Annotated in this window: 20 protein-coding genes; 10 read left to right on the top strand and 10 right to left on the bottom strand. The window is 72.2% G+C overall.

The annotated features are described in order from the left end of the window. Positions 1–208: 208 nt before the first annotated feature. From FH715_RS10420 to FH715_RS10405, 4 genes are all read right to left on the bottom strand, one after another. Positions 209–832: a GntR family transcriptional regulator gene (locus FH715_RS10420; protein ID WP_139643465.1), complete on the bottom strand. Its 624-nt coding sequence runs from the start codon at positions 830–832 to the stop codon at positions 209–211. 129 nt (positions 833–961) lie between these two features. Beyond that, on the bottom strand, positions 962–2,689 hold the full coding sequence (sucB, locus tag FH715_RS10415; RefSeq protein WP_139643461.1) for a 2-oxoglutarate dehydrogenase, E2 component, dihydrolipoamide succinyltransferase: 1,728 nt from the start codon (positions 2,687–2,689) through the stop codon (positions 962–964). A gap of 65 nt (positions 2,690–2,754) precedes the next feature. After that, on the bottom strand, positions 2,755–4,143 hold the full coding sequence (lpdA, locus tag FH715_RS10410; protein WP_139643873.1) for a dihydrolipoyl dehydrogenase: 1,389 nt from the start codon (positions 4,141–4,143) through the stop codon (positions 2,755–2,757). A gap of 258 nt (positions 4,144–4,401) precedes the next feature. Then, positions 4,402–5,925: a leucyl aminopeptidase gene (locus FH715_RS10405; protein ID WP_139643459.1), complete on the bottom strand. Its 1,524-nt coding sequence runs from the start codon at positions 5,923–5,925 to the stop codon at positions 4,402–4,404. A 266-nt stretch (positions 5,926–6,191) separates the two neighbouring features. Between FH715_RS10405 and FH715_RS10400 the strand changes: the two genes are divergently transcribed. Next, positions 6,192–6,944 (top strand): hypothetical protein, encoded by a 753-nt coding sequence (locus FH715_RS10400; protein WP_139643456.1) that lies wholly within the window; start codon positions 6,192–6,194, stop codon positions 6,942–6,944. Between the two features lie 19 nt (positions 6,945–6,963). Here the strand turns inward: FH715_RS10400 and cobT are convergent, their stop codons facing one another. Next, the gene (cobT, locus tag FH715_RS10395; protein WP_139643452.1) at positions 6,964–8,094 is read right to left on the bottom strand and encodes a nicotinate-nucleotide--dimethylbenzimidazole phosphoribosyltransferase; all 1,131 of its coding nucleotides are present in this window, start codon (positions 8,092–8,094) and stop codon (positions 6,964–6,966) included. A 317-nt stretch (positions 8,095–8,411) separates the two neighbouring features. Here cobT and FH715_RS10390 point away from each other — a divergent pair, with 317 nt between their 5' ends. Continuing rightward, a complete protein-coding gene (locus FH715_RS10390) occupies positions 8,412–8,624 on the top strand; it encodes a hypothetical protein (RefSeq protein ID WP_139643451.1) in 213 nt (70 codons plus the stop codon). Between the two features lie 12 nt (positions 8,625–8,636). Here the strand turns inward: FH715_RS10390 and FH715_RS10385 are convergent, their stop codons facing one another. Together FH715_RS10385 and FH715_RS10380 are read right to left on the bottom strand one after the other, a co-directional pair. Continuing rightward, positions 8,637–9,686 carry a S1C family serine protease gene (locus FH715_RS10385; protein ID WP_211367534.1) on the bottom strand — a complete coding sequence of 350 codons (1,050 nt, stop codon included), beginning with the start codon at positions 9,684–9,686 and terminating at the stop codon, positions 8,637–8,639. A 119-nt stretch (positions 9,687–9,805) separates the two neighbouring features. Continuing rightward, positions 9,806–10,399, bottom strand: a complete 594-nt coding sequence (locus FH715_RS10380) for a DUF3043 domain-containing protein (RefSeq protein WP_139643445.1) — start codon at positions 10,397–10,399, stop codon at positions 9,806–9,808. 450 nt (positions 10,400–10,849) lie between these two features. Here FH715_RS10380 and FH715_RS10375 point away from each other — a divergent pair, with 450 nt between their 5' ends. Both FH715_RS10375 and pspAA read left to right on the top strand, forming a co-directional pair. Continuing rightward, complete coding sequence (locus tag FH715_RS10375) at positions 10,850–11,650, top strand: PspA/IM30 family protein (RefSeq protein ID WP_211367532.1); 801 nt, start codon at positions 10,850–10,852, stop codon at positions 11,648–11,650. Positions 11,651–11,718: 68 nt separating this feature from the next. Further along, positions 11,719–11,997: a PspA-associated protein PspAA gene (gene pspAA, locus FH715_RS10370; protein ID WP_139643442.1), complete on the top strand. Its 279-nt coding sequence runs from the start codon at positions 11,719–11,721 to the stop codon at positions 11,995–11,997. Positions 11,998–12,167: 170 nt separating this feature from the next. Here the strand turns inward: pspAA and nadA are convergent, their stop codons facing one another. Continuing rightward, positions 12,168–13,355, bottom strand: a complete 1,188-nt coding sequence (gene nadA, locus FH715_RS10365; protein ID WP_139643439.1) for a quinolinate synthase NadA — start codon at positions 13,353–13,355, stop codon at positions 12,168–12,170. Positions 13,356–13,646: 291 nt separating this feature from the next. On the opposite strand from nadA, the gene FH715_RS10360 reads away from it, so the two are divergent. Continuing rightward, entirely contained in the window at positions 13,647–13,997 is a 351-nt protein-coding gene (locus FH715_RS10360) for a HesB/IscA family protein (protein WP_139643436.1), read from the top strand. Between the two features lie 114 nt (positions 13,998–14,111). Here the strand turns inward: FH715_RS10360 and FH715_RS10355 are convergent, their stop codons facing one another. Next, on the bottom strand, positions 14,112–15,725 hold the full coding sequence (locus FH715_RS10355) for a hypothetical protein (RefSeq protein ID WP_139643434.1): 1,614 nt from the start codon (positions 15,723–15,725) through the stop codon (positions 14,112–14,114). 132 nt (positions 15,726–15,857) lie between these two features. Between FH715_RS10355 and FH715_RS10350 the strand changes: the two genes are divergently transcribed. Beyond that, the gene (locus tag FH715_RS10350) at positions 15,858–16,832 is read left to right on the top strand and encodes a carbohydrate kinase family protein (protein WP_139643431.1); all 975 of its coding nucleotides are present in this window, start codon (positions 15,858–15,860) and stop codon (positions 16,830–16,832) included. Positions 16,833–16,862: 30 nt separating this feature from the next. Here the strand turns inward: FH715_RS10350 and FH715_RS10345 are convergent, their stop codons facing one another. Continuing rightward, positions 16,863–18,245, bottom strand: coding sequence for a cysteine desulfurase/sulfurtransferase TusA family protein (locus tag FH715_RS10345; RefSeq protein ID WP_139643428.1), 1,383 nt, complete (start codon positions 18,243–18,245; stop codon positions 16,863–16,865). A gap of 196 nt (positions 18,246–18,441) precedes the next feature. On the opposite strand from FH715_RS10345, the gene ctaC reads away from it, so the two are divergent. The 4 genes from ctaC to FH715_RS10325 all read left to right on the top strand — a co-directional run bounded on the left by ctaC (position 18,442) and on the right by FH715_RS10325 (position 22,884). After that, positions 18,442–19,407, top strand: a complete 966-nt coding sequence (ctaC, locus tag FH715_RS10340) for an aa3-type cytochrome oxidase subunit II (protein WP_139643424.1) — start codon at positions 18,442–18,444, stop codon at positions 19,405–19,407. Continuing rightward, complete coding sequence (ctaD, locus tag FH715_RS10335; RefSeq protein ID WP_139643422.1) at positions 19,404–21,140, top strand: aa3-type cytochrome oxidase subunit I; 1,737 nt, start codon at positions 19,404–19,406, stop codon at positions 21,138–21,140. The genes ctaC and ctaD overlap by 4 nt, the downstream gene beginning before the upstream one ends. After that, positions 21,137–21,535 (top strand): cytochrome c oxidase subunit 4, encoded by a 399-nt coding sequence (locus FH715_RS10330; protein WP_139643420.1) that lies wholly within the window; start codon positions 21,137–21,139, stop codon positions 21,533–21,535. The genes ctaD and FH715_RS10330 overlap by 4 nt, the downstream gene beginning before the upstream one ends. 107 nt (positions 21,536–21,642) lie before the next feature. Continuing rightward, entirely contained in the window at positions 21,643–22,884 is a 1,242-nt protein-coding gene (locus tag FH715_RS10325) for a L,D-transpeptidase (RefSeq protein WP_139643417.1), read from the top strand. The last annotated feature ends 35 nt before the right edge of the window (positions 22,885–22,919 follow it).

Genomic DNA, 22,919 nt, shown 5'->3' with positions numbered 1-22,919 from the left:
GACCGTGAGGGCCGGGTCCCTAAGGTTCGTTGGCGCGACATCGGGGACCCGGGCCTCGGGTAGAACCGCGCCGCGGGGCAGGACAGGTGCTTGCCGTGGCGCGGTTCTTGTCTTCTCTGGAACTGTAGGGCCCTGATCGATGATCGATCAAAGCATTCGGCGAAATTGGCACCCTGTGCCAGTGCGAACCGGGACGAATGCGGGAAGATCAGGCACGGGGTGCACAGTTCAGGACATGATCCTTGACCAGTTCCCCGATCCGGGGGTCGCGCCGGAGGAAGGCGTCGATCAGCTCCTGGTGCTCCTCCGCGTAGGACCGCTGGCGGGTGCCGAGCCAGCGGATCGAGAGCGCCGTCCAGATCTCGATCCCCAGTGACTCCCAGGTGTGCAGCAGGACGCTGTTCCCGGCCGCCTCCACCAGCTTGTGGTGGAACGCCACGGTGTGCCCCACCTGGGCCTCCGCGTCGTTCTCCCGGTCCGCGGTGCGCAGCGCCGCCACCTCGGGCAACAGCGCGGAGGCGTCCTGGGCCAGCCGCTCGGCGGCCAGTTCGGCGGCGATCTGCTCCAGCCCCGCGCGAACGGGATAGATCTCCTCCAGGTCGCTCGCGGTCAACTTCCGTACACGAACGCCCTTGTTGGGAGCGGACTCGATCAGCCGCAGCGTCTCCAACTCCCGCAGCGCCTCCCGCACCGGCGTCTGGCTGACCTCCAGCTCCGCCGCGATCCTGCGCTCCACGATCCGTTCGCCCGGCTGCCAGCGCCCGCTGACGATGCCCTCCACGATGTGCTCACGGATCTGCTGCCGCAGCGAGTGGACGATGGGCGGGCTCATCACGTGCTCCTGTCGGGCCGCGGGCTCTCGGACCGCCGGCGACCGGGTGGCTTGACCTGTTGTTGACCCCCGGAGAGAACGGGCCGCGCCCCGCCCGGGAGACCCGGACGGGGCGCGGCCGACATCGGCTCAGAGGCCGAGTTCGCCCTCGAACTCACCGGCTTCCAGCCGGGCCTTGACCTCCGTCAGGTAACGGGCCGCGTCCGCGCCGTCCACCAGCTGGTGGTCGTAGGACAGGGTCAGGTAGACCATGTCCCGGATCGCGATGGTCTCGCCCAGCTCCGGGTGGTCGATCACCACGGGGCGGCGCACGGTGGCGCCGATCCCCAGCTCGGCGACCTGCGGGTAGTTCACGATGATCGTGTCGAACAGCGCGCCGCGCGAACCGGTGTTGCTGATGGTGAACGTGCCGCCCGCCATGTCGTCGGGGGCCAGCCCGCCCTTGCGGACCTTCCCCGCCAGCTCGGCCGTCCGCTTGGCGATCCCCGCGATCGACAGGTCACCGGCGTTCTTGATGACCGGGACCATCAACCCCTTCTCGGAGTCCACCGCGATGCCCACGTTCTCGACGTCGTGGTAGGTGATGGTGTCGTCGTCGTTGATCCGGGCGTTGACGACCGGGTGCACCTTCAGGGCCTCGGCCGCCGCCTTGACGAAGAACGGCATCGGGGAGAGCTTCACGCCCTCCCTGGCCAGGAAGGACTCCTTGGCGCGCGCCCGCAGCCGCATCACCTTGGTGACGTCGACCTCGACCACCGAGGAGAGCTGCGCCTGGTTCTGCAGGGCGCGCATCATGTTCTCGCCGATGACCTTGCGGATGCGCGGCATCTTGACCGTCTGACCGCGCAGCGGCGACGGCGTGACCGGCGCCGGGGCCTTGGCGGCCGGCGCGGAGGGCGCCGGCGCCGCGGCCTTCGCGGCCTCGGCGGCGGCCAGCACGTCCTGCTTGCGGATGCGGCCACCCACGCCCGAGCCCTTGACCTGGCTCAGGTCCACGGAGTTCTCGCTGGCCAGCTTGCGCACCAGCGGGGTGACGTAGGCACCGTCGGTGGCCGGGGCCGCCGTGGCGCGGGGCGCCGCGGCGGGGGCGGGCGCGGCCTTGGGCTGCGCCGGTGCCGGGGCGGCCTTGGGCTCCGGCGCCTTCGGCTGCGCGGGCGCGGGAGCCGGCGTGGGCTCAGGCGCGGGCGCCTCGGCCTGCGGGGCGGGCTCGGCGGCCTTCGGCTGCGCCGGGGCCGCGCCCGCGGCACCGATCACGCCCAGCTTGGCGCCGACCTCGGCCGTCTCGTCTTCGCCGACCGTGATCTCCAGCAGGGTGCCGGCGGTCGGGGCGGGGATCTCGGTGTCGACCTTGTCGGTCGAGACCTCCAGCAGCGGCTCGTCGGCCTCGACCTCCTCGCCGACCTCCTTGAGCCAGCGGGTGACGGTGCCCTCGGTGACGCTCTCGCCGAGCGCCGGGAGGACCACGTCGGTGCCCTCGGCCGCGCCGCCGGCGGACGGCGCCTCGGCCTGCGCCGGCGCGGGCTCGGGCGCGGAGGACTGCGCGGGCGCCGGCTCCGGCTCGGGCTCGGGCTCCGGCGCGGACTCGGCGGCGGGCGCCGGCGCCGCGGCCGGCGCGCCCGAGCCGTCGTCGATGGTGGCCAGCTCGGCGCCGACCTCGACCGTCTCGTCCTCGGCCACCTTGATGGACGAGAGCACACCGGCGGCCGGTGCCGGGATCTCGGTGTCGACCTTGTCGGTCGAGACCTCAAGCAACGGCTCGTCGGCCTCGACGTGCTCGCCCTCCGACTTCAGCCAGCGGGTGACGGTGCCCTCGGTCACGCTCTCGCCGAGCGCCGGAAGGGTTACGGAAACCGTCATGGTTTCTGTTGCTCCTTACGAAATGTGGCAGTGGGTTACGCGCGCTCTGGGACAACGCGGCCAGGTCAGTCGTGGGAATGCAGCGGTTTGCCGGCCAGGGCGAGATGGGCCTCGCCGAGCGCCTCGTTCTGGGTCGGGTGAGCGTGGATGAGCTGGGCCACCTCGGCCGGCAGCGCTTCCCAGTTGTAGATCAACTGGGCCTCGCCGACCTGCTCGCCGAGCCGGTCGCCCACCATGTGCACGCCGACCACCGCGCCGTCCCTCACCTGCACGAGCTTGATCTCGCCCGCCGTCTTGAGGATCTTGCTCTTGCCGTTGCCCCCGAGGTTGTACTTGAGGGTGACGACCTGGTCGGCGCCGTACAGCTCCTTGGCGCGCGCCTCGGTGACGCCCACGGAGGCGACCTCGGGGTGGCAGTACGTGACGCGGGGGACCCCGTCGTAGTCGATCGGCACCGGGGAGAGCCCGGCCAGCCGCTCGGCGACCAGGATGCCCTCGGCGAAGCCGACGTGGGCCAGCTGGAGGGTCGGGATCAGGTCGCCGACCGCGGAGATCGTCGGCACGTTGGTCTGGCAGTACTCGTCCACCAGCACGAAGCCGCGCTCGGTGGCGACGCCGGCCTCCTCGTAGCCCAGCCCCTGCGAGACCGGGCCGCGGCCGATGGCGACCAGCAGCACCTCGGCCTCGAACGTCTTGCCGTTGTCCAGGGTGACGCGGACCCCGTCGTCGGTGTACTCGGCGCCCTGGAAGAAGGAACCGAGGGAGAACTGGATGCCGCGCTTGCGGAAGGCGCGCTCCAGCAGCTTGGAGCTGTTCTCGTCCTCGACGGGCACCAGGTGCGGCAGCCCCTCGACGATGGTGACGTCGGCGCCGAAGGACTTCCAGACCGAGGCGAACTCCACGCCGATCACGCCGCCGCCCAGCACGATGGCGGACTTCGGCACCCGGTCCAGGACCAGCGCGTGGTCGGAGGAGATGATCCGGTCGCCGTCTATCGTCAGGCCCGGCAGGGAACGGGGCACGGAGCCGGTGGCCAGCAGGACGTGCCGGCCGTTGTAGCGCTGCCCGTTCACGTCGACGGAGGTCGGCGACGACAGCCGGCCCTCGCCCTCCACATAGGTGATCTTCCGCGAGGCGACGAGCCCCTGGAGCCCCTTGTAGAGGCCGGAGACCACGCCGTCCTTGTACTTGTGGACCCCCGCGATGTCGATGCCGTCGAAGGTGGACCGCACGCCGAACTCGGCGCCCTCGCGCGCGGCGTCGGCGATCTCTCCGGCGTGCAGCAGGGCCTTGGTGGGGATGCAGCCCTGGTGCAGACAGGTGCCGCCCAGCTTGTTCTTCTCGATCAGGGCCACGTCGAGACCCAGCTGGGAGGCGCGCAGGGCCGCGGCGTAGCCACCGCTGCCGCCTCCGAGGATCACTAGGTCGAAAACGGTGCTGGCGTCGTTCGCCACGTCACGTTCCTCCATGGATGGATGCACCGGGCCGGTCGGCGCTGACCGGTCGGCGTCGTCTGTCGGCCGCGGGTCGTGCGGCTTCTTGTGGCTCGCCTGGGTGGTTGAGCCTGGCCCTGTCCTGCCGGAAGACCATCTTCGCACCTGTCGGACCGTGGTGGGACGGCGGGCCGGTGACGACCGCCACACCCCGGGCCGCCGCCGGCTGCCCGGTGGGCGGCCGGCGGCGGGGTGGACGCGGGGTGGACGCGAGGGGCGTCAGCCCAGGTCACCGTCCGCGGCGCGCTCGGCGAGCCGCACCAGGGTGCGCACGGCGAAGCCCGTTCCGCCCTTGGGGGTGTGGCCGTGCGGGGAGCCGTCGTTGTAGGCGGGGCCGGCGATGTCCAGGTGCGCCCACCGCAGGTCGGCGGGGACGAACTCGCGGAGGAAGACGCCGGCGAACAGCCCGCCGCCCATCCGGCCCGCCACGTTGGACAGGTCGGCGACGGGCGACTTCAGCCCCTCGGACAGCTCGGCCGGCATCGGCAGCGGCCATGAGCCCTCGCCGACCTCGGTCGCCGTCTCGTGCAGCAGGTCGCGGAAGGCGTCGGTGCCGAGGATCCCCATGGTGCGCTCGCCGAGGGCGACGACCATGGCGCCGGTCAACGTGGCCACGTCGACGACCCCGTCCGGCTCCTCCTCGCAGGCCCGCACCAGCGCGTCGCCGAGCACCAGCCGGCCCTCGGCGTCGGTGTTGAGGACCTCGACGGTCTTGCCGCCGTACAGGGAGAGAACGTCGCCCGGCTTGGTCGCGTCGCCGGACGGCATGTTCTCCGCGAGGGCGAGCCAGCCGGTGAGGTTGACCGGCAGGCCGAGCCTGGCGGCGGCCAGCACGGCCGTGTAGACGGCGGCGGCGCCGCTCATGTCGCACTTCATCGTCTCGTTGTGGCCGGCGGGCTTGAGCGAGATGCCGCCCGAGTCGTAGGTGATGCCCTTGCCGACCAGGGCGAGGGTGCGGGTGGCCGCCGGGTTGCGGTAGGCCAGGCGCACCAGCCGGGGCGGGTTGGCCGAGCCGCGGCCGACGCCGATGAGCCCGCCGAAGCCGCCCTCCTCCAGCGCGGCCTCGTCCCAGACCTCGACGTCCACGCCGTAGCCGGCCGCGGTCTCCTCGGCGAGCGCGGCGAAGCCACCGGGGGTGAGACCGGCGGGGGGCGTGTTGATCAGGTCGCGCGCCCGGTGCACCTCCTCGGCCACCACCAGCGCGCGCTCCGCCGCCTGGGCGTGGGCGTCGTCGGCCGCGGCCTCGTCGAGCACGGTGAACCGGCTGGGCGGCGCGCCCTCGGACGCGTCGAAGTCCCGGCCGCGGAAGGCGGTGAAGCGATAGGCGCCCAGCAACGCGCCCTCCGCGACGGCGGACAGCGCGTCCTCGTCGGCGACGGGCAGCGCGAAGGCCACGTGCTCACGTCCGCTCAGCGCGCGGGAGGCGGTGCCGGCGGCCCGGCGCAGCAGCTCGGGGTCGAACGCGCCGCCCTCGTCGGGGACCGCGCCGAGGCCGACGGCGACCAGCAGCGGCGCGGCGACGCCCTCCGCCGTCGGCGCCTTGGTGATCTCCAGCTCGGAACCCTTGGCGCCGAGGGTGGTCAGGGTCGCGGCCAGCGTTCCGCCCGTCGCGTCGTCCACGCCGGCCGCCGGGGTCGAGCCGGTGGCCAACACCGGCCCCGAGTCGCTCTGGGCGACGCCGATCACGACGGCGTCCGCCGGCACGGTCGCCGCGGAGAGGTTGCTGAGGGTCAGTGCAGTCACGGTGTGGGATTCCGTCCTTGTGAGCGTCGCGTGCTGGTGCGTCATCTGGCCGGAAACCAACGGGCCCCCGGCCGTTCGGCACAGAAGACTACGCCGCGCCCGTCCCGGGCGACCGGATCAGGTCCGCCGGCCCGGGACGGGCGGGGTGGAGGCGGGTGGGGGCGCTGGGCCGTCCCGGTGACGGGCACGGGGCCGGCGGGCCGGACGGCGGGCGCCGGCGGCGTGGCGTCCACGGGGGCGCGTGGCGGCCCGAGGACGCTGCCGACATGGCCGAATGGTGGTATCGCGACATCGTCGAACCGGGCAAGCAGCCGCTGCTCCTCGCGCTGCTCGCGTTCGTGTTGACGTTCGCGGTCACCCGTTGCGTGACCCGACTGATCCGCGCCGGGCGGGGCCCGTTCCACAACGTGTCAGCGGGCGGCCAGCACGTGCACCACGTGGTCCCCGGGGTGCTGTTGATGCTCGTCGGGGGCTTCGGCGGGGTGGCGACCGGCGGGCGCGGCTGGGCGGCCGGGACGCTCGCGGTGGTCTTCGGGGTGGGCGCTGGGCTGGTGTTGGACGAGTTCGCGCTGATCCTGTACATGCAGGACGTGTACTGGTCGGAGCGGGGCCGGCAGAGCGTCGAGGTCGTGATGGTCACGACCGCGCTGGGCGGGATGCTGCTGGTGGGCTTTCTGCCGTTGGGCGTCGACGGGTTGACGCCGGACGACCGCGGTGACCGGGGTGGGCTGGTCGCCACGCTGCTGCTGCACTTCGTGTGCGCGCTGGTCTGCCTGGTCAAGGGCAAGCCGAAGCTGGCGGTCTTCGGCGTCCTCGTCCCGCTGATCGCGATCTTCGGCGCGCTGCGCCTGGCCCGCCCCGACTCGCCGTGGGCGCACCGGCTCTACCGGAACCGTCCGCGGCTCGCGGCCAGGGCCGAACGCCGCGCCCGCCGTCATGACCGCCGCTGGGCGAGGCCCAACCGCAGGGTGCAGGACTGGCTCGGCGGTACGCCGACGGGTGAGCGGCGGGGGAGTTGACGACCGGCGGCCGGGCCGTTCAGCCCTCGGCGGGTTCCGAGGCGGCGGGTTCCGGGGCGGCCGGCTGCGAAACGGAGGGTTCCGGGGCGGCCGGCTCGGAGCGCCGTTCCGGCAGCTCGGCGGCGAGCGCCGCCGCAGCCCGGACCAGCGGCAGAGCGAGCAGCGCGCCGCTGCCCTCGCCGACGGTCACCCCGTGGTCGAGCAGCGGCTGGAGCGTCATCCGTTCCAGCGCCTTCGCCTGCGCCGGCTCGCCGCTGCGCTGACCGGCCAGCCACCAGTCGGGGGCGCGGAACGCGATCCGCTGGCCGACCAGCGCGCACGCCACGGAGACCACGCCGTCCAGCACCACGGGTGTGCGCCGCACCGCGCACTGGAGCAGGAAGCCGGTCATCGCGGTCAGGTCGGCGCCGCCCAACGTGCCCAGCAGCCGGAGTTGGTCGCCCAGCACGGGCCTGGCGCGCCGCAGGCCGTCCCTGATCGCCGCGCACTTGCGCATCCAGGCCAGGTCGTCGATGCGCACCGCGCCACGGCCGGTGACCATCGAGGCGTCCGTGCCGCACATCGCCGCGATCAGCGCGCCGGCGGCTGTGGTGCCGCCCACCGACAGGTCGCCGAGCACGATCAGGTCGGTGCCGGCGTCGGCCTCCTCGTCGGCGAGCGCCATCCCGGCGCGGAAGGCGGCCTCCGTCTCGGCGCCGGTGAGGGCGTCCTCGACGTCGAGCCGGCCCGAACCGCGCCGCACCCGGTGCCGGGTGACCTCGGCCGGCAGTTCCTCGACCGGGCAGTCGACGGACAGGTCGACGACCCGCAGCGGCACGTCGAACTGGCGGGCCAGCACGGCCGCCGGGCCCTCGCCGTCGAGCGTCGCGCGGACCAACCCCACGGTGGAACCGGCGGGGCGGCCCGAGACGCCCAACTCGGCGACGCCGTGGTCGCCGGCGAAGAGCAGCGCCTTCGGGCGTTCGATCGGGCGCACCGGGACGCGGCCCTGGGCGGCGGCCAGCCAGGCCGCGATCTCGTCGAGCCGGCCGAACGCCTTGGGCGGCACCGTCAGCGTCGCCCGTCGTGTCTCCGCCTGTCGCCGCAGGCGGGCGCTGGGCCGTTCGATCAGGTCGCCGAAGTCGTCGAGTCGCAGACCGCCCTCACTCATGCGGACGAGGGTACCGCCGTCCCGGTGGCGCCTCGCGGCCGGCGCGGAGGAACAGGAGCGCGGAGGAACAGGAGGCCGGGGTGGCGCGGTTGGTCGCGCTCGGCGCCACCCGGGTCGACCGGCAGCACTTCCGCCCGAACCCGACTTCGTGGTGTCGGCCGACCCGGAGGGGGTCAGGTTCTGTGTGGTGGACGAGAGCCATGTGCCGGTGGGGTCGGGTGCGTCCGGCTGACGCCGGCGTGCGCGGTGGTGTATCCCGGCGTGGGGTGTGATCTAGTCTGCGAGCAGTCAGTCACGGCGGTGAGCGGAGGCTTGGCATGGCGTGGGAGTGGCGCTTCGAGAAGGCGGACGGCTCGGCGACCGAACCACCGCGGGACCCGGGGGACTTCGGTACCCAGGGCGACGCGGAGTCCTGGATCGGTGAGATCTGGCCGGAGTTGCTGGACGGCGGCATCGACCAGGTGACCCTGATGGAGGACGGCTCCAAGGTCTACGGGCCGATGAGCCTGCACAGTGCCGTCGAGGACTGAGTACGCGGAGGGTCAGGCCTCGCCCAGTTCGACGTCGGCGGTGCGGCGTTCGTCGTTGCGCAGGTAGGTGACGGCCACCTTCCGGTCGGGCCGGTGGGTGGCCAGGGCCTCGGAGAGGGAGACGACGTCGGTGACCTCCTCGTCGCCCAGCTCCACCAGTACGTCCCCGGCGCGCAGTCCGGCCCGGTCGGCCGGTCCGCCGTCGGTGGCCTCGACGATGGCGGCGCCCGCCGGTTCGAAGCCGTCGCCGAGCACCGTGCGCACGGAGACGCCGAGGGCGGCCCGCCCGGAGTCCACGACGCGGCCGTGCTCGATGAGTTGGTCGGCGAGGAAGGTCACGGTGGAGGCCGGGATGGCGAAGCCGATGCCGGGCGCGGCTCCGCCCATGCCCGGGTCCCTGGCGGCGAGCGTGGGGATGCCGATGACCTGGCCGGAGAGGTTGACGAGCGCGCCGCCGCTGTTGCCCGGGTTGATGGCGGCCGAGGTCTGCACCATGTTGCCGAGCGTCGCCTCGCCCTCGCCCTCGCTGACGGCGCGGCCGACGGCCGAGACGATGCCCTGGGTGACGCTGGAGGAGAGCCCCAGCGGGTTGCCCATGGCGAGGACGATCTGGCCGACCCGCACCTTGGAGGAGTCGCCGAAGGACGCGGGCCGCAGCCGTTCGGGCGGGTCGGCGAGCGCGAGGACGGCCAGGTCCTGCTCCGGGTAGGCGCTGACCAGGGTGGCCTCCAACGGCCCCTGGTCGGTGGCCAGCGTGACCTCGAAGGTGTCCTCCTCGGTCACCACGTGCGCGTTGGTGACGATGTGGCCGTCGTCGTCGTACACGATCCCCGAGCCCTGCTGGTCGTCGGTGGTGATCTGCACGACCGACGGCAGGACGTCGTTGACGACGTCCTGGTAGGCCCGTTCGAGGTCGCCGACGACGGTCGGCTCGGGTGCCCCGTGCTGCGGGTGGTTCGGGCCCGAGGCGTCGGACTCGGCCGTGCAGCCGGCGGTGCCGGCCAGCAGCACCGTCGCGCAGAGCGCGAGGGTGGCGGCCCGGAGCGGGGACGAGGTGGGCATAACGGGCATTGTGGCCGCTGTTCCCGTCCGGGCGGGGGAGGGGCGCTACGCCGTTGCGGGCCACTGTCCCCCGCCGCCGGGCGGCGGCGACGGGGTGGTGGACAGCGGCGCGTGGAGCGTCAGCGGGGCTGCTCGCCGCGCTTGATCTGCGGCTTGGGCAGCCGCATCCGGCGCATCTGGAGCGTGCGCATCAGCGCGTAGGCGCTCGAACCGCGCAGGCTCTCGTCCGGGAAGCGCTCCTTGAGCCGCTTCTTCAGCCGCCTGGTCATCAGGATCGAGTCGAAGACGATGCCGAGGATCACGAACATCCACAGCAGCAGCGCGATGCTGGTGGTCGCCGGGACCATGCTCATCACCAGGATCAGCACGGCGATCGGCAGGAAGAACTCGGCGACGTGCCAGCCGCTGTCCACGAAGTCCCGCGCGTAGCGCCGCACGGGGCCGCGGTCCCGCGCCGGCAGGTGCTTCTCGTCCCCGGTCAGGAGGGCCTGGCGCTGCTTGTCCAGCGCCTCGCGGCGGGCCTTCTTGGCCCGCTGCGCCGCCTCCTTGCGGCTGGTGGCAGGCTTCGCCACCGCCTTGCGCAGGGCCTCGGCCTCGCTGCGCTTGGGCGTGGGGCGACCCTTGGGTGCCTGGGGGTCGCGGAGGGGGCGGGACTCCGCCTGCTCGCTCACCGCGTCGGTCTTGGCGTCTTCTTTGGCACGACTTCGGAACACGCCCCCAGGGTACGGCCCCCCGGCGCCCGGTCGACCGGGTGCGTGGGGCACGATCCCGCAACGGCGCGCGACGTCGCGCGCCGCGGGCGTTCCGGCGGGCGCGGGTCCACGTGCGGCGGAACGGGTGGGACAGCGCGCGGAGCGGGTACAACGGGTACGGGAAAGGCGGGTACGACGGGTACGGGGAAGGTGGGGAACGAGAACGGGGAAGCCGCCGGGGGAACCTTCCCGGCCGTTTCCGAGTCCTTCCTGTCATCCGTTCCGCGTGCGTCGGGGTCGTCCTCGCGCGGGAGGGAGCGGGGGGCGTGATCGTCCTTGGGGAGGAGCCATTCGCCGCCGGGCGGTGCGCTAATGGAGAGGGGCCCCGTAGGGTAGTAGGGGATCAGCAGTTCAAGCGGCTAGAGACGGCCATCGGTTCGAGCCCGGCATGAAGGGGGCGCGCGAAAGCCCATGAGCGGTGTCATGAAGCGGATGGGGATGCTCTTCCGCGCGAAGGCTAACAAGGCCCTGGATCGGGCCGAGGACCCGCGCGAGACACTCGACTACTCGTACCAGAAGCAGCTGGAGCTGCTGCAGAAGGTGCGCCGCGGGGTCGCCGACGTGGCCACCTCGCGCAAGCGGCTCGAACTCCAGCTCAACCAGCTCAACTCCCAGTCGGGGAAGCTGGAGGAGCAGGGTAAGAAGGCGCTGGCGCTGGGCCGCGAGGACCTCGCCCGCGAGGCGCTGACCCGCAGGGCCGCGCTCTCGCAGCAGATCAGCGACCTGGAGCAGCAGCACGAGACCCTCCAGGCCGAGGAGAACAAGCTCACTCTGGCGGCGCAGCGGCTCCAGGCGAAGGTGGACGCGTTCCGCACCCGCAAGGAGACGATCAAGGCCACCTACACGGCGGCTCAAGCGCAGACCAGGATCGGCGAGGCGTTCTCCGGCATCTCCGAGGAGATGGGCGACGTCGGCATGGCGATCCAGCGCGCGGAGGACAAGACCGCGCAGCTCCAGGCGCGCTCCGGTGCCATCGACGAGCTGCTGGCCTCCGGCGCCCTGGACGACCCGACGGGCACCTCCAAGGACGACCTGACTGCCGAGTTGGACCGCATCTCGGGGAACGCGGACGTCGAGTTCGAGCTGGAGCGGATGAAGGCCGAGCTGTCGGGTGGCAGCTCCGCGCAGCGGCAGGCGATCGAGGGCGGGGACGCCGCGGCCCCGCAGGCGCAGGAGCAGGAGCAGTCCTCGCCGAAGTTCGACAAGCAGTGATCGGTGAGATTGTTGGGTGACCACTTTCGACCGACGAGGTATGTGAGCGCGAGAGCCGGGAGAACGACATGATCGTGCGGATCATGGGGGAGGGCCAGGTGAAGCTGGACGACGGCCACTTCCCCACCCTCAACGAGCTGGACGACGAGCTGCTCGCCGAGGTCGAGTCCGGGGACGAGGACGGCTTCCGTCGGACGCTCACCGCCCTGCTGGAGGCCGTCCGCACGCTGGGCGCGCCGCTCTCCGAGGACTCGCTGGAGCCGTCGGAGCTGATCCTGCCCGCGCCGGAGGCGACCATCGACGAGGTGCGGGCGATGCTGACCGAGGACGGTCTGATCCCGGACTGAGCCGTCCGGCCGCGCGTTCCACCGTCTGACGCGCTCCGCCGCCTGAACAGCGTCTCGGGCCCGGACCTCCCCCGTGGGGTCCGGGCCCGAGTGTTCTTCCGGGCGCTGGCCCCGCCGGGGCCGCGCCGCGAGGGGCCGGCCACCGGCGGAACGTTTCCGCGTTTCCGCGCTCAGGGCAGCGCCAGCATCCTCTCCAGCGCCAGCTTGGCGTCGTGCTCGGTCTCCCGGTCGACCTCGATGCGGTTGACGACCTTGCCGGCCGCCAGCGACTCCAGCGACCAGACGAGATGCGGCAGGTCGATGCGGTTCATCGTGGAGCAGAAGCAGACCGTCCGGTCCAGGAAGACGATCTCCTTGCCCTGGTCGGCGTAGCGGTTGGCCAGTCGGCGCACCAGGTTCAGCTCGGTGCCCACGGCCCAGCTGGAACCCTCGGGGGCCGCGTCCAGGGTGGCGATGATGTGCTCGGTCGAGCCCACGTGGTCGGCCGCGGCGACGACCTCGTGGCGGCACTCCGGATGGACGAGAACGTTCACTCCGGGGATGCGTTCCCTGACCTCGCGCACGGAGTCCAGGGAGAAGCGGCCGTGCACCGAGCAGTGGCCGCGCCACAGGATCATCTTCGCCGCGCGCAGCTGCTCGGGGGTCAGCCCGCCGTTCGGCCGGTGCGGGTTGTAGACGACGCAGTCGTCGAGGGAGAGGCCCAGCTCGCGGACGGCGGTGTTGCGGCCGAGGTGCTGGTCGGGGAGGAAGAGCACCTTGCCGTTGTCGCCGGCCTGTTCGAAGGCCCAGGTCAGGGCGCGCCGGGCGTTGGAGGAGGTGCAGATGGTGCCGCCGTGGCGGCCGGTGAACGCCTTGATGTCGGCGGAGGAGTTCATGTAGCTGACGGGGACGGTGTCCCCGGCGACGCCGGCGTCGGTCAGCACGTCCCAGGCCTCGGCGACCTGTTCGGCGGTGGCCATGTCGGCCATGGAGCAGCCGGCCGCCAGGTCGGGGAGGATCACCCGTTGATCGTCACCGGTCAGAATGTCGGCCGACTCGGCCATGAAGTGAACACCGCAGAACACGATGAACTCCGCCTCCGGGCGGGCCGCCGCGTCCCTGGCGAGCTTGAAGGAGTCGCCGGTGACGTCGGCGAACTGGATGACCTCGTCGCGCTGGTAGTGGTGGCCGAGCACGAAGACGCGGTCCCCGAGGGCGTCCTTCGCGGCCCTGGCCCTCTCCACCAGGTCGGGGTCGGAGGGCGCCGGCAGGTCACCCGGGCAGTCGACGCCGCGCTCGCTGGCCGGGTCGGACTCCCGGCCGAGCAGCAGCAGCGCCAACGGGGTCGGCTCGACATCGAGGGGCTGGGCGCTGGTCACGGCGGCACCCTTTCTGGTGGCGGGTTCCTCCGGCCGGTCAGGGCGGAGACTCGACCGACCGTCTTTTCGTCTTACTGACGTTATGGAGCATAACTCCTTCGCGTCAGTTTGACGATGCGCGGGCCCTGCCGATCACGTCACTCTCCCGCGGACCGTGTGCGGGCGATCCCCGGTGTGCGAGCATGAGAGAGAGGGCCGGGGAAGAAGGCGCGGCGAACGGGGAATACCTCGGCGGGCCGTTCCGTTACCGCCCTCGGCAGAGCATTCCGAACTACCCCGGGAGATTCGCAGATGTCCGTAACGGAAGAGGCCGCGGTCGACGGCATCGTCGTTTCCGACGCGGCCGTGGCCAAGGTCAGGGGCCTGCTGGAGCAGGAGGGGCGTGACGACCTGGCGCTGCGCGTGGCCGTCCAGCCCGGTGGGTGTTCCGGACTGCGCTACCAGCTCTTCTTCGACGAGCGCGCGCTCGACGGCGACGTGGTCAAGGACTTCGAGGGCGTCAAGGTCGTCACCGACCGGATGAGCGCCCCCTACCTCGGTGGCGCCTCCATCGACTTCGTCGACACCATCGAGAAGCAGGGCTTCACCATCGACAACCCCAACGCCACGGGCTCCTGCGCCTGCGGCGACTCCTTCAGCTGACGCGTGACGCCCGACGTGTCCTCCGGAGAGGGCCGTGCGGCGGCGCGTGACGAGGGGCGGCGCCCGGGAGACCATCCCGGGCGCCGCCCCTCGTGCTGTGCGCCGGCGTGAGCGTCAGCGGGCCGTCAGCTCCTGCCCCTCCTCGTCGACCAGCCGGCGGTCGCCGACCGGCTCGTCCAGGGTGACCTCGTCCGTCTGCTGCTCGGCGAGCATGATGCAGACCTCGTCGGACTCGGGGCCGACACGCTCCACGGAGAGCACGACCTCCTCGTCCGTCTCGTGCGCCCGCACCTGGTAGGTGTCGCAGACCCCGGCCCAGAAGTTCACGGTCAGGGTGCGCGCCTCCGGCGCGTGGTCGACCACCGAGAGCCCCGCGGCGGGCAGCTCCGCCGGCTCGGCCGGCTCGGCGGGGACGGCCTCGGCGCTCTCCGCCTCCTCGGCCTCGCCGCTCTCGCCCCCGCCCTCCTCGACGCGCGCGTCGTCGTCGCCGGAGACGGGGGAGGGGACGTGCTCCACGGCCGGCTCGGCCACGGTGCGCCGCTGCCCCTCGGCATCCTCGGCGCGGAAGATCCACGCCGGGACCAGCAGCGGCTCGTCCTCGGAGTACTCCAGCGAGAGCCCCAGCTCCACGGTGGCCGGCGTCGCCTCGCCCGGGTCGGCCGCGGGGGCGTCGCAGGGCAGGTCCGGGCGCGCGGGCTCGATGTCCTCACCCTCCGAGGCCTCGTCCGCGGGGGTCTCGTCCGCCGGGGCCGCCCCTTCGGCGCTCCGCTGGAGGCACGGCCGGCCGGTGTCGCGGGCCGCCGCGGGGTCGGCACCCTGGCCGATCCGCTCGTTGACCCGCTCCAGCGCGGCGGCCGGGTCCGACACCGGACGCTCCTCGCCCGCGCTCGGCACGCCCAGCACCCCGGAGACGGAGAGCAGCTCACCGTCGGGGCCCACCGTCGCCACCAGCTCCATCCCGGCCACCGGCAGCCCCTCGACGGTCGGTTCGGCGACCACCTGCCGGTGTGGCCCGTTGACCGTGGAGGCGTCCGCGGTCTCCTCGTCCAGGCCCCACGCGTCCAGCAGCGGGCCGGCCGCGCGCAGCGCGTCCTCCTCGGAGGGCGCCGGCCGGCCGTCCGCTGGCGGCATCCCCTCGGACGAGGGCATGTCGCCCGAGGAGACCGAGGCGTCGTCGGAGGAGACCGAGGCGTCCGGGCCGTCGGAGGTGATCCCGGGCCCGGCGGGCTCCGCGACGGTCCCCGTGACATCCGCCACGGTGCCGTCCAGGGAGTAGAACCAGTGCCCCGGCGCCTCTTCGGCCACCAGCAGCGCGCCCTCCCGCTCGCCCTCCGAGGTGCCGACGACGGTCCAACTCCCGCCCGAGGCCACGGGTTCGCCCGACAGGCCGAGGTCGGCCGCCAGCTCGGCGACCCGGGCGGCGTCGACGCCGCCCTCGCCGAAGCGGTGGACCGTCGCCGCCTCCGGCGCGGCCGGCGGGTCCCCCTCCAGGACCAGCGGGCCGAGCGCCGGCCCGGCGGGCGCCGAGGCGCCGTCCACCGCCAGCTCGCCCACGCCCTCGCGGGCGTCCAACGCCAGCGGCTCGTCGCCGCCCGCGCTTCCGCCGCCGTCGTCCTCGGCCATGCCGACGCCGTAGAACGCCCCGGCGAGCAGGACCACGCTGGCCGCCACCGCGGTCACCGCGGGCCAGCGTCGACGGGTCTCCTCGTGGTTCTCCTCGTCCAACACGTCAGCTCCTCGTGTCGCTCACCGGATGCGCATCGCTCACAGGAATCACCAATGTGACGACGGCCGATCACCGTAGGTTCCACGCGGGGTAGCCTGGCGCTGACTTTCGCTGCCCACCCCTGGAGAGCCCTCGTGCGCATCGCTGTCTCAGGTTCGATCGCCAACGACCATCTGATGACCTTTCCGGGCCGGTTCGCCGACCAGCTGGTGGGCGACCAACTCCACACGGTCTCCCTCTCCTTCCTGGTGGACGGCCTGGAGGTGCGCCGTGGCGGCGTCGGTGCCAACATCTGCTACGGCATGGGCCAGTTGGGCGCGCGGCCGATCCTCGTGGGCGCGGTCGGCCAGGACTTCGACGAGTACCGCGCCTGGCTGGAGCGGCACGGCGTGGACTGCGACTCGGTGCGGGTCTCCGAGATGCTGCACACCGCGCGCTTCGTCTGTACGACCGACGCCGATCACAACCAGATCGGTTCCTTCTACACCGGGGCCATGAGCGAGGCCAGGCTGATCGAGTTGCAGCTGGTCGCCGACCGCGTCGGCGGACTCGACCTGGTGCACATCGGCGCCGACGACCCCGAGGCGATGCTGCGGCACACCGAGGAGTGCCGCAGCCGGGGCATCCCGTTCGCCGCCGACTTCTCCCAGCAGCTGGCCCGGATGGAGGGCGACGAGATCCGGCTGCTGACCGAGGGCGCCGCCTACCTCTTCACCAACGAGTACGAGAAGGCCCTCGTCGAGAGCAAGACCGGCTGGAGCGACGAGGAGGTGCTGGAGAAGGTCGGCATCCGCGTCACCACCCTGGGCGCCCGCGGGGTGCGCGTGGACCGGGCCGGCGAGCCGTCGATCCTGGTCGGCTGCCCCGAGGAGACCGCCAAGGTCGAGCCGACCGGGGTGGGCGACGCGTTCCGCGCGGGCTTCCTCTCCGGGCTCAGCTGGGGCACCTCCCTGGAACGCGCGGCCCAGCTGGGCTGCATGGTGGCGACGCTGGTCATCGAGACCGTCGGCACCCAGGAGTACACGCTCAACCGGGGCTCGTTCATCGAGCGCTTCACCAAGGCGTACGGCGACGACGCCGCCGAGGAGGTCCGCCCCTTCATCCAGTGAGCGGGCGCGGGAAGCGGCGGCCGGCGCGGTTCAGGCCAGCCGCCGCACCCGGTGGGCCTGTCCGGTCTCGCCCAGGTACTCCTGGCCGCGCATCTCGCACCAGGCGGGGATGTCGAGCCTGGCCGCCACGTCGTCGGCCAGCACCGCCACCGTCCCGCCCACCGGCACCCGGCCGATGGCCCTGGCCAGCTCGATCACCGGCGCGGGGCAGCGCCGCCCCAGGGCGTCGACCACCAGTTCCTCGCCGTCGTCCACGGCGGGCGCCGGCGAGGCGGCCGGGCCCAGCAGCTGTTCCCGCACCCCGGCGACCGCGCCGGGCAGCACATCGAGGAAACGTTCCACCTCTGCTCGCGCGGTGCCCGGCGGCAGCGAGACCCGCACGTTGCCCTCCGACAACACCCCCATCGCGCGCAGCACATGGCTGGGCGTCAACGTGCTGGAGGTGCACGAGGAGCCGGAGGAGACCGAGAACTCCGCCCGGTCCAAGGCGTGCAGCAGCGCCTCGCCGTCGACATGGAGACAGGAGAACGTCACCAGGTGCGGCAGCCGCCGCACCGGGTCGCCCACCACCTCCACGTCCTCCACCAGCTCGGGCACGCGCGCCCGCACCCGTTCCACCAGCGCCGTCAGCCGCGCGGCCTCCGCCTCCGCCTCGGCCCGCACCGCGCGCAGCGAGGCCGCCGCCGCCACGATCGCCGGCAGGTGCGGAAAGCCGGGCGCCCGGCCGGACTCCCGCTCGTCGACCGGGCCCGGCGGCGCGAAGCGGGTGCCCTTGCGCACCGCCAGCAACCCGACGCCACCCGGGCCGCCCCACTTGTGCGCGCTGCCCGTCAGCAGCGACCACGCCCCCTCGACCCGCCCCCACGGCAGCGACTGCGCCGCGTCCACCAACAGCGGCACCCCGGCCGCCCGGCAGACCTCCGCGACCTCGGCGACCGGCTGGACCGTGCCCACCTCGTGGTTGGCGGACTGCACGCAGGCCAACGCGGTCGGCCCGGGCGCCGCCGCCAGGGCCTCGGCCACCGCGTCCGGGGCCACCCGGCCGAGCCGGTCGACCGGCACCTCGGCCGAGGTGCCGCCCGCGGCGCGGTGCGCCTCCGCCGCGTGGAGCACCGCCGAGTGCTCCACGGCCGAGACCAGCAGATGGCGTCCGGCCCTGACCCGGCCGGCCAGCGCGCCCGCGACGCCCCGGTGCAGCGCCGAGGTCCCCGAAGAGGTGAAGACCAACTCGTCCGGCCGGCACCCGACCGCGTCGGCCGCCGTCTCCCTGGCCGCGTCGAGCAGCATCCGCGCCCGGCGCCCCTCCCGGTGCGGCCTGGCCGGATCGGCCCAGCCGTCCGCCTCCGCGGCCACCAGTGCCTGCCGCGCGACCGGGTGAAGGGGCAGCGCCGAGGCCGCGTCGAAGTAAGCCACGTTCGCCACGCTAACAACCCCGGTACAACCCCTTCGTGGGCCCTCGCGGCGCGTTGGGCACCCTCCCCGCGTGACCCCCGGAAGCGTCCAGTAGGGTTTGGTCCGCATAAACATCCAAACCCTGCCCGTGCCAGGGCCGGCCCCGCTCCGTGCGATGGCAGCCCGGACATGGGCGAGACTCTCGGGAAGGCGCTACGTGAGTCCCAACGGCTCCGACCGCTCGTCGCGGCGCCCGATGCGGCGGGTTCTGCCGCAGGCGCTGATCGCGGGCCTGGTCCTGGCAACCGCGACAGGTTGCACATCCGAGGACTTTCCCCGGCTCGGTATGCCCACCCCGGTCACGGAGGAGGCGCCCCGCATCCTGGCCCTGTGGCAGGGTTCCTGGGCCGCCGCACTGGCAACGGGGGTGCTGGTCTGGGGCCTGATCCTGTGGAGTGTCTTCTTCCACCGGCGGTCCAGGACCAAGGTGGAGGTTCCCCCGCAGAACCGGTACAACGTGCCCATCGAGGCGCTCTACACGCTCGTGCCGCTGATCATCGTGTCGGTGCTCTTCTACTTCACCGCGCGGGACCAGACCGAGCTGCTGGAGACCTCGGACGAGCCGGACCACGTGATCAACGTGGTGGGCTTCCAGTGGAGTTGGGCCTTCAACTACCTGGAGCCCGTGGGCGTCTCGGACGAGTACGCCCAGGACGCCGAGGAGTTGGCCTCCATCCCCGACCGGATGATGGAGCGGGTCCCGGACGACGCCGACGGCGTCTACGAGATCGGCACCCCGGCCGACCGCGACCCGGACACCGGCAACCCGGGTCCGACGCTGGTCCTCCCCGAGGGCGAGACCGTTCAGTTCATCATCACGTCCAGGGACGTGGTGCACTCCTTCTGGGTGGTTCCGTTCCTGATGAAGCAGGACGCGATCCCCGGACACGTCAACAGCTTCGAGGTGACCCCGGACCGGCAGGGCACCTTCCTCGGCAAGTGCGCCGAGATGTGCGGCGTGGACCACTCCCGGATGCTCTTCAACGTCAAGGTGGTCTCGCCGGACGAGTACGACGCCTATCTTCAGGAGCTGGCGGAGAAGGGCCAGACCGGGTTCGCGCCGGCCGGCATCGAGCAGACCGAGGCCGCCGTGAACGCAGAGACCAACGAGGGCCGATCGTGACTTCCGTCGAGGAATCCCCCAGCGCGCTCAACGAAGCGTCGCACCAGGCCGCGACACCCCCGCGGCGTGGCAAGCAGCGCGGTGCCGTGGTCGTCAAGTGGCTCACCACCACCGACCACAAGACCATCGGCACCCTCTACCTGCTGACGTCCTTCATCTTCTTCATCCTGGCCGGCGTGATGGCCCTCATCATGCGCGCCGAACTGGCCAGGCCCGGTACCCAGGTCGTCTCGAACGAGCAGTTCAACCAGCTCTTCACCATGCACGGCACGGTGATGCTGCTGCTGTTCGCGACACCGCTCTTCGCCGGCTTCGCCAACTGGATCATGCCGCTCCAGATCGGCGCGCCGGACGTGGCGTTCCCGCGGCTGAACATGCTGGCCTACTGGCTGTACCTGTTCGGCGGCCTGATCGCGGTCGGCGGTTTCTTCACGCCGAACGGCGCCGCCAGCTTCGGCTGGTTCGCCTACTCGCCGCTCTCCGACGCCATCCGCTCGCCCGGCGTCGGCGCCGACATGTGGGTGATGGGCCTGGCCCTCAGCGGCTTCGGCACCATCCTGGGCGCGGTCAACTTCATCACCACGATCATCTGCATGCGCGCCCCGGGCATGACCATGTTCCGGATGCCGATCTTCACCTGGAACGTGCTGCTCACCGGTGTGCTGGTGCTGCTCGCCTTCCCCGTGCTGGCGGCGGCGCTCTTCGGACTCGCGGCGGACCGGCTCTTCGACGCGCACATCTTCGACGCCGCCAACGGCGGCGCGATCCTGTGGCAACACCTCTTCTGGTTCTTCGGCCATCCCGAGGTGTACATCATCGCCCTACCGTTCTTCGGCATCGTCTCGGAGATCATCCCCGTCTTCAGCCGCAAGCCGATCTTCGGCTACATCGGCCTGGTCGCCGCGACGATCACCATCGCCGGCCTCTCGGTGACGGTGTGGGCACACCACATGTACGTGACGGGCGCGGTACTGCTGCCGTTCTTCTCGTTCATGACCTTCCTGATCGCGGTGCCCACCGGGGTGAAGTTCTTCAACTGGGTCGGCACCATGTGGAAGGGGTCGCTCAGTTTCGAGACCCCGATGCTCTGGTCCGTCGGCTTCCTGATCACCTTCCTCTTCGGTGGTCTGACGGGCGTCATCCTGGCCTCGCCGCCGCTCGACTTCCACGTCTCGGACAGCTACTTCGTGGTGGCCCACTTCCACTACGTGGTCTTCGGCACCGTCGTCTTCGCGATGTTCGCCGGCTTCCACTTCTGGTGGCCCAAGTGGACCGGCAAGATGCTGGACGAGAAGCTCGGCAAGATCACCTTCTGGACGCTCTTCGTCGGCTTCCACGGCACGTTCCTGGTGCAGCACTGGCTGGGCGCCGAGGGCATGCCGCGCCGGTACGCCGACTACCTGGCCGCCGACGGCTTCACGACGCTGAACACCATCTCGACCATCAGCTCGTTCCTGCTGGGCCTGTCGATGCTGCCGTTCTTCTACAACGTCTGGAAGACCTGGAAGTACGGCGAGTACGTCAACACCGACGACCCGTGGGGCTACGGGCGTTCGCTGGAGTGGGCGACGTCCTCGCCGCCGCCCCGGCACAACTTCGTCACCCTGCCCAAGATCCGCTCCGAGTCGCCGGCCTTCGACCTGCACCACCCCGAGGTCGCGGCGCTCGACCAGCTGGAGAACGAGGCCCGCCACGAGGCCGAGGCCCTCACCGGAAAGGAGGCCGGCGCATGAGGATCCAGGGACACCTCTTCGCCTGGCTCGCGGTCTTCATGCTGGCCGTGGCCGTGGTCTACGGCCTCTGGTCCCAGGAGCCGGTGGGCACCACGGCGCTCTTCCTGTCCTTCGCGCTCTCCGCGATGATCGGGTTCTACCTGATCTTCACCGCCCGCAGGGTGGACGTGGGCGCCCAGGACAACAAGGACGCCGAGGTCGCCGACGACGCGGGCGAGCTGGGCTTCTTCAGCCCGCACAGCTGGGCCCCGCTGCTGCTGGGCGCGGGCGCCGCGCTGGCGTTCCTCGGCCCGGTCTTCGGCTGGTGGTTCCTCGTCTTCACCGTGCCGGTGATGTTCGTCGGACTGTGGCTGTGGGTCTTCGAGTACTACCGCGGTGAGAACCAGACGCAGTGACCGGCCGCTGAGCTGGTAGGGGCCCCCGGAACGCGCGCGTTCCGGGGGCCCACCCGTTTGACGGCGGGCGGCGGGCCCTTTCGGGGCAATCTTCGTATTTTGTGGCTATGAGCCTCTCAACACGGATCGCGATCCGGTGCACGCTGATAGTCGCCCCGCTCCTGGCCGGCCTCACCGCGTGCGGTGGTGACGCCAGATCACTGAGCGAGCAGCCCTACGACGCCCTCCAGCACCTCTCCTTCGGCTCCGCCTCGGGCGAGGCCGAGGTCGACCCCGACACCCCGCTCAAGGTCTCAGCCAGCGCACAGGGCGCCAGGATCACCGATGTCGTGGCCACCGACGCCGGGGGCCGCAGACTCTCCGGCGAGCTGGCCGCCGACGGCCGCTCCTGGCGCAGCGGCGACCTGCTCACCGCCGGCGCCGACTACACCGTTCAGGTGAGCACCGAGAACGGCGACGGGGAGCCGGGCCGGGGCGAGCACACCTTCCGCACGGGCTCCTCCAAGGCCGACCGGGTCGACGTCGCCTTCGGCCCCGACGCCGGCACCTACGGCGTCGGTCAGCCGATCACCGCCGAGCTGAGCGAGGAGATCGAGGGGAACCGGGAACGCGCCCTGGTGGAGGCCGCGTTGCGGGTCACCAGCGAGCCCGAGGTGGAGGGCGCCTGGCACTGGGTGGACGACAAGGAGCTGCACTACCGCCCGCGCGAGTACTGGCCGGCCAACACCACCATCTCCGTGACGTCGGCGCTGGAAGGCGTCGCCCTGGCCGAGGGGCTGCGCGGTGGCGAGGCGGACTCGGTCGAACTGCGCACCGGGGAGCGGGTCGAGGCGGTGGCCGACATCTCGGCGCACACCATGACCGTCTACCAGGACGGCGAGGAGGTGCGTTCCGTGCCCATCACCACGGGCAAGGAGGGCTTCCGCACGAGGAACGGCAAGAAGGTGGTGCTCGGGCGCGAGCCCAACGTCCGGATGACCGGCACCAGCATCGGCATCCCCGCCGGCAGCGCCGAGTCCTACGACATGGACGTGCGGTGGGCCACCCGGCTCACCTGGAGCGGCGAGTACGTGCACGGCGCGCCCTGGTCGGCCGCCTCACACGGCTCCGACAACGTCAGCCACGGCTGCACGGGCATGAGCGACGAGAACGCCGAGTGGTTCTTCGACCTCATCAAGCCGGGTGACGTGGTCGAGCACGTCAACGGCGACGGGGAGGACATGGACACGTTCGGCAACGGCTTCGGGGAGTGGAACCTCTCCTGGGAGGAGTGGCTGGAGGGCAGCGCGCTCCAGCAGGGCGACGACCACGCCCAGCCGGCGGCCGGGCGGCTGCGTCCGAGCGTCTGACACGCGTCCGCGCCGCCCGCGCCCCCGGGGGCGGG

It is taken from the genome of Streptomyces sedi, from assembly GCF_006335015.1.
In the GTDB taxonomy this organism is placed as follows: Bacteria; Actinomycetota; Actinomycetes; order Streptomycetales; family Streptomycetaceae; genus Streptomyces; species Streptomyces sedi.
This window is presented reverse-complemented; position numbering and strand designations above follow the sequence as displayed.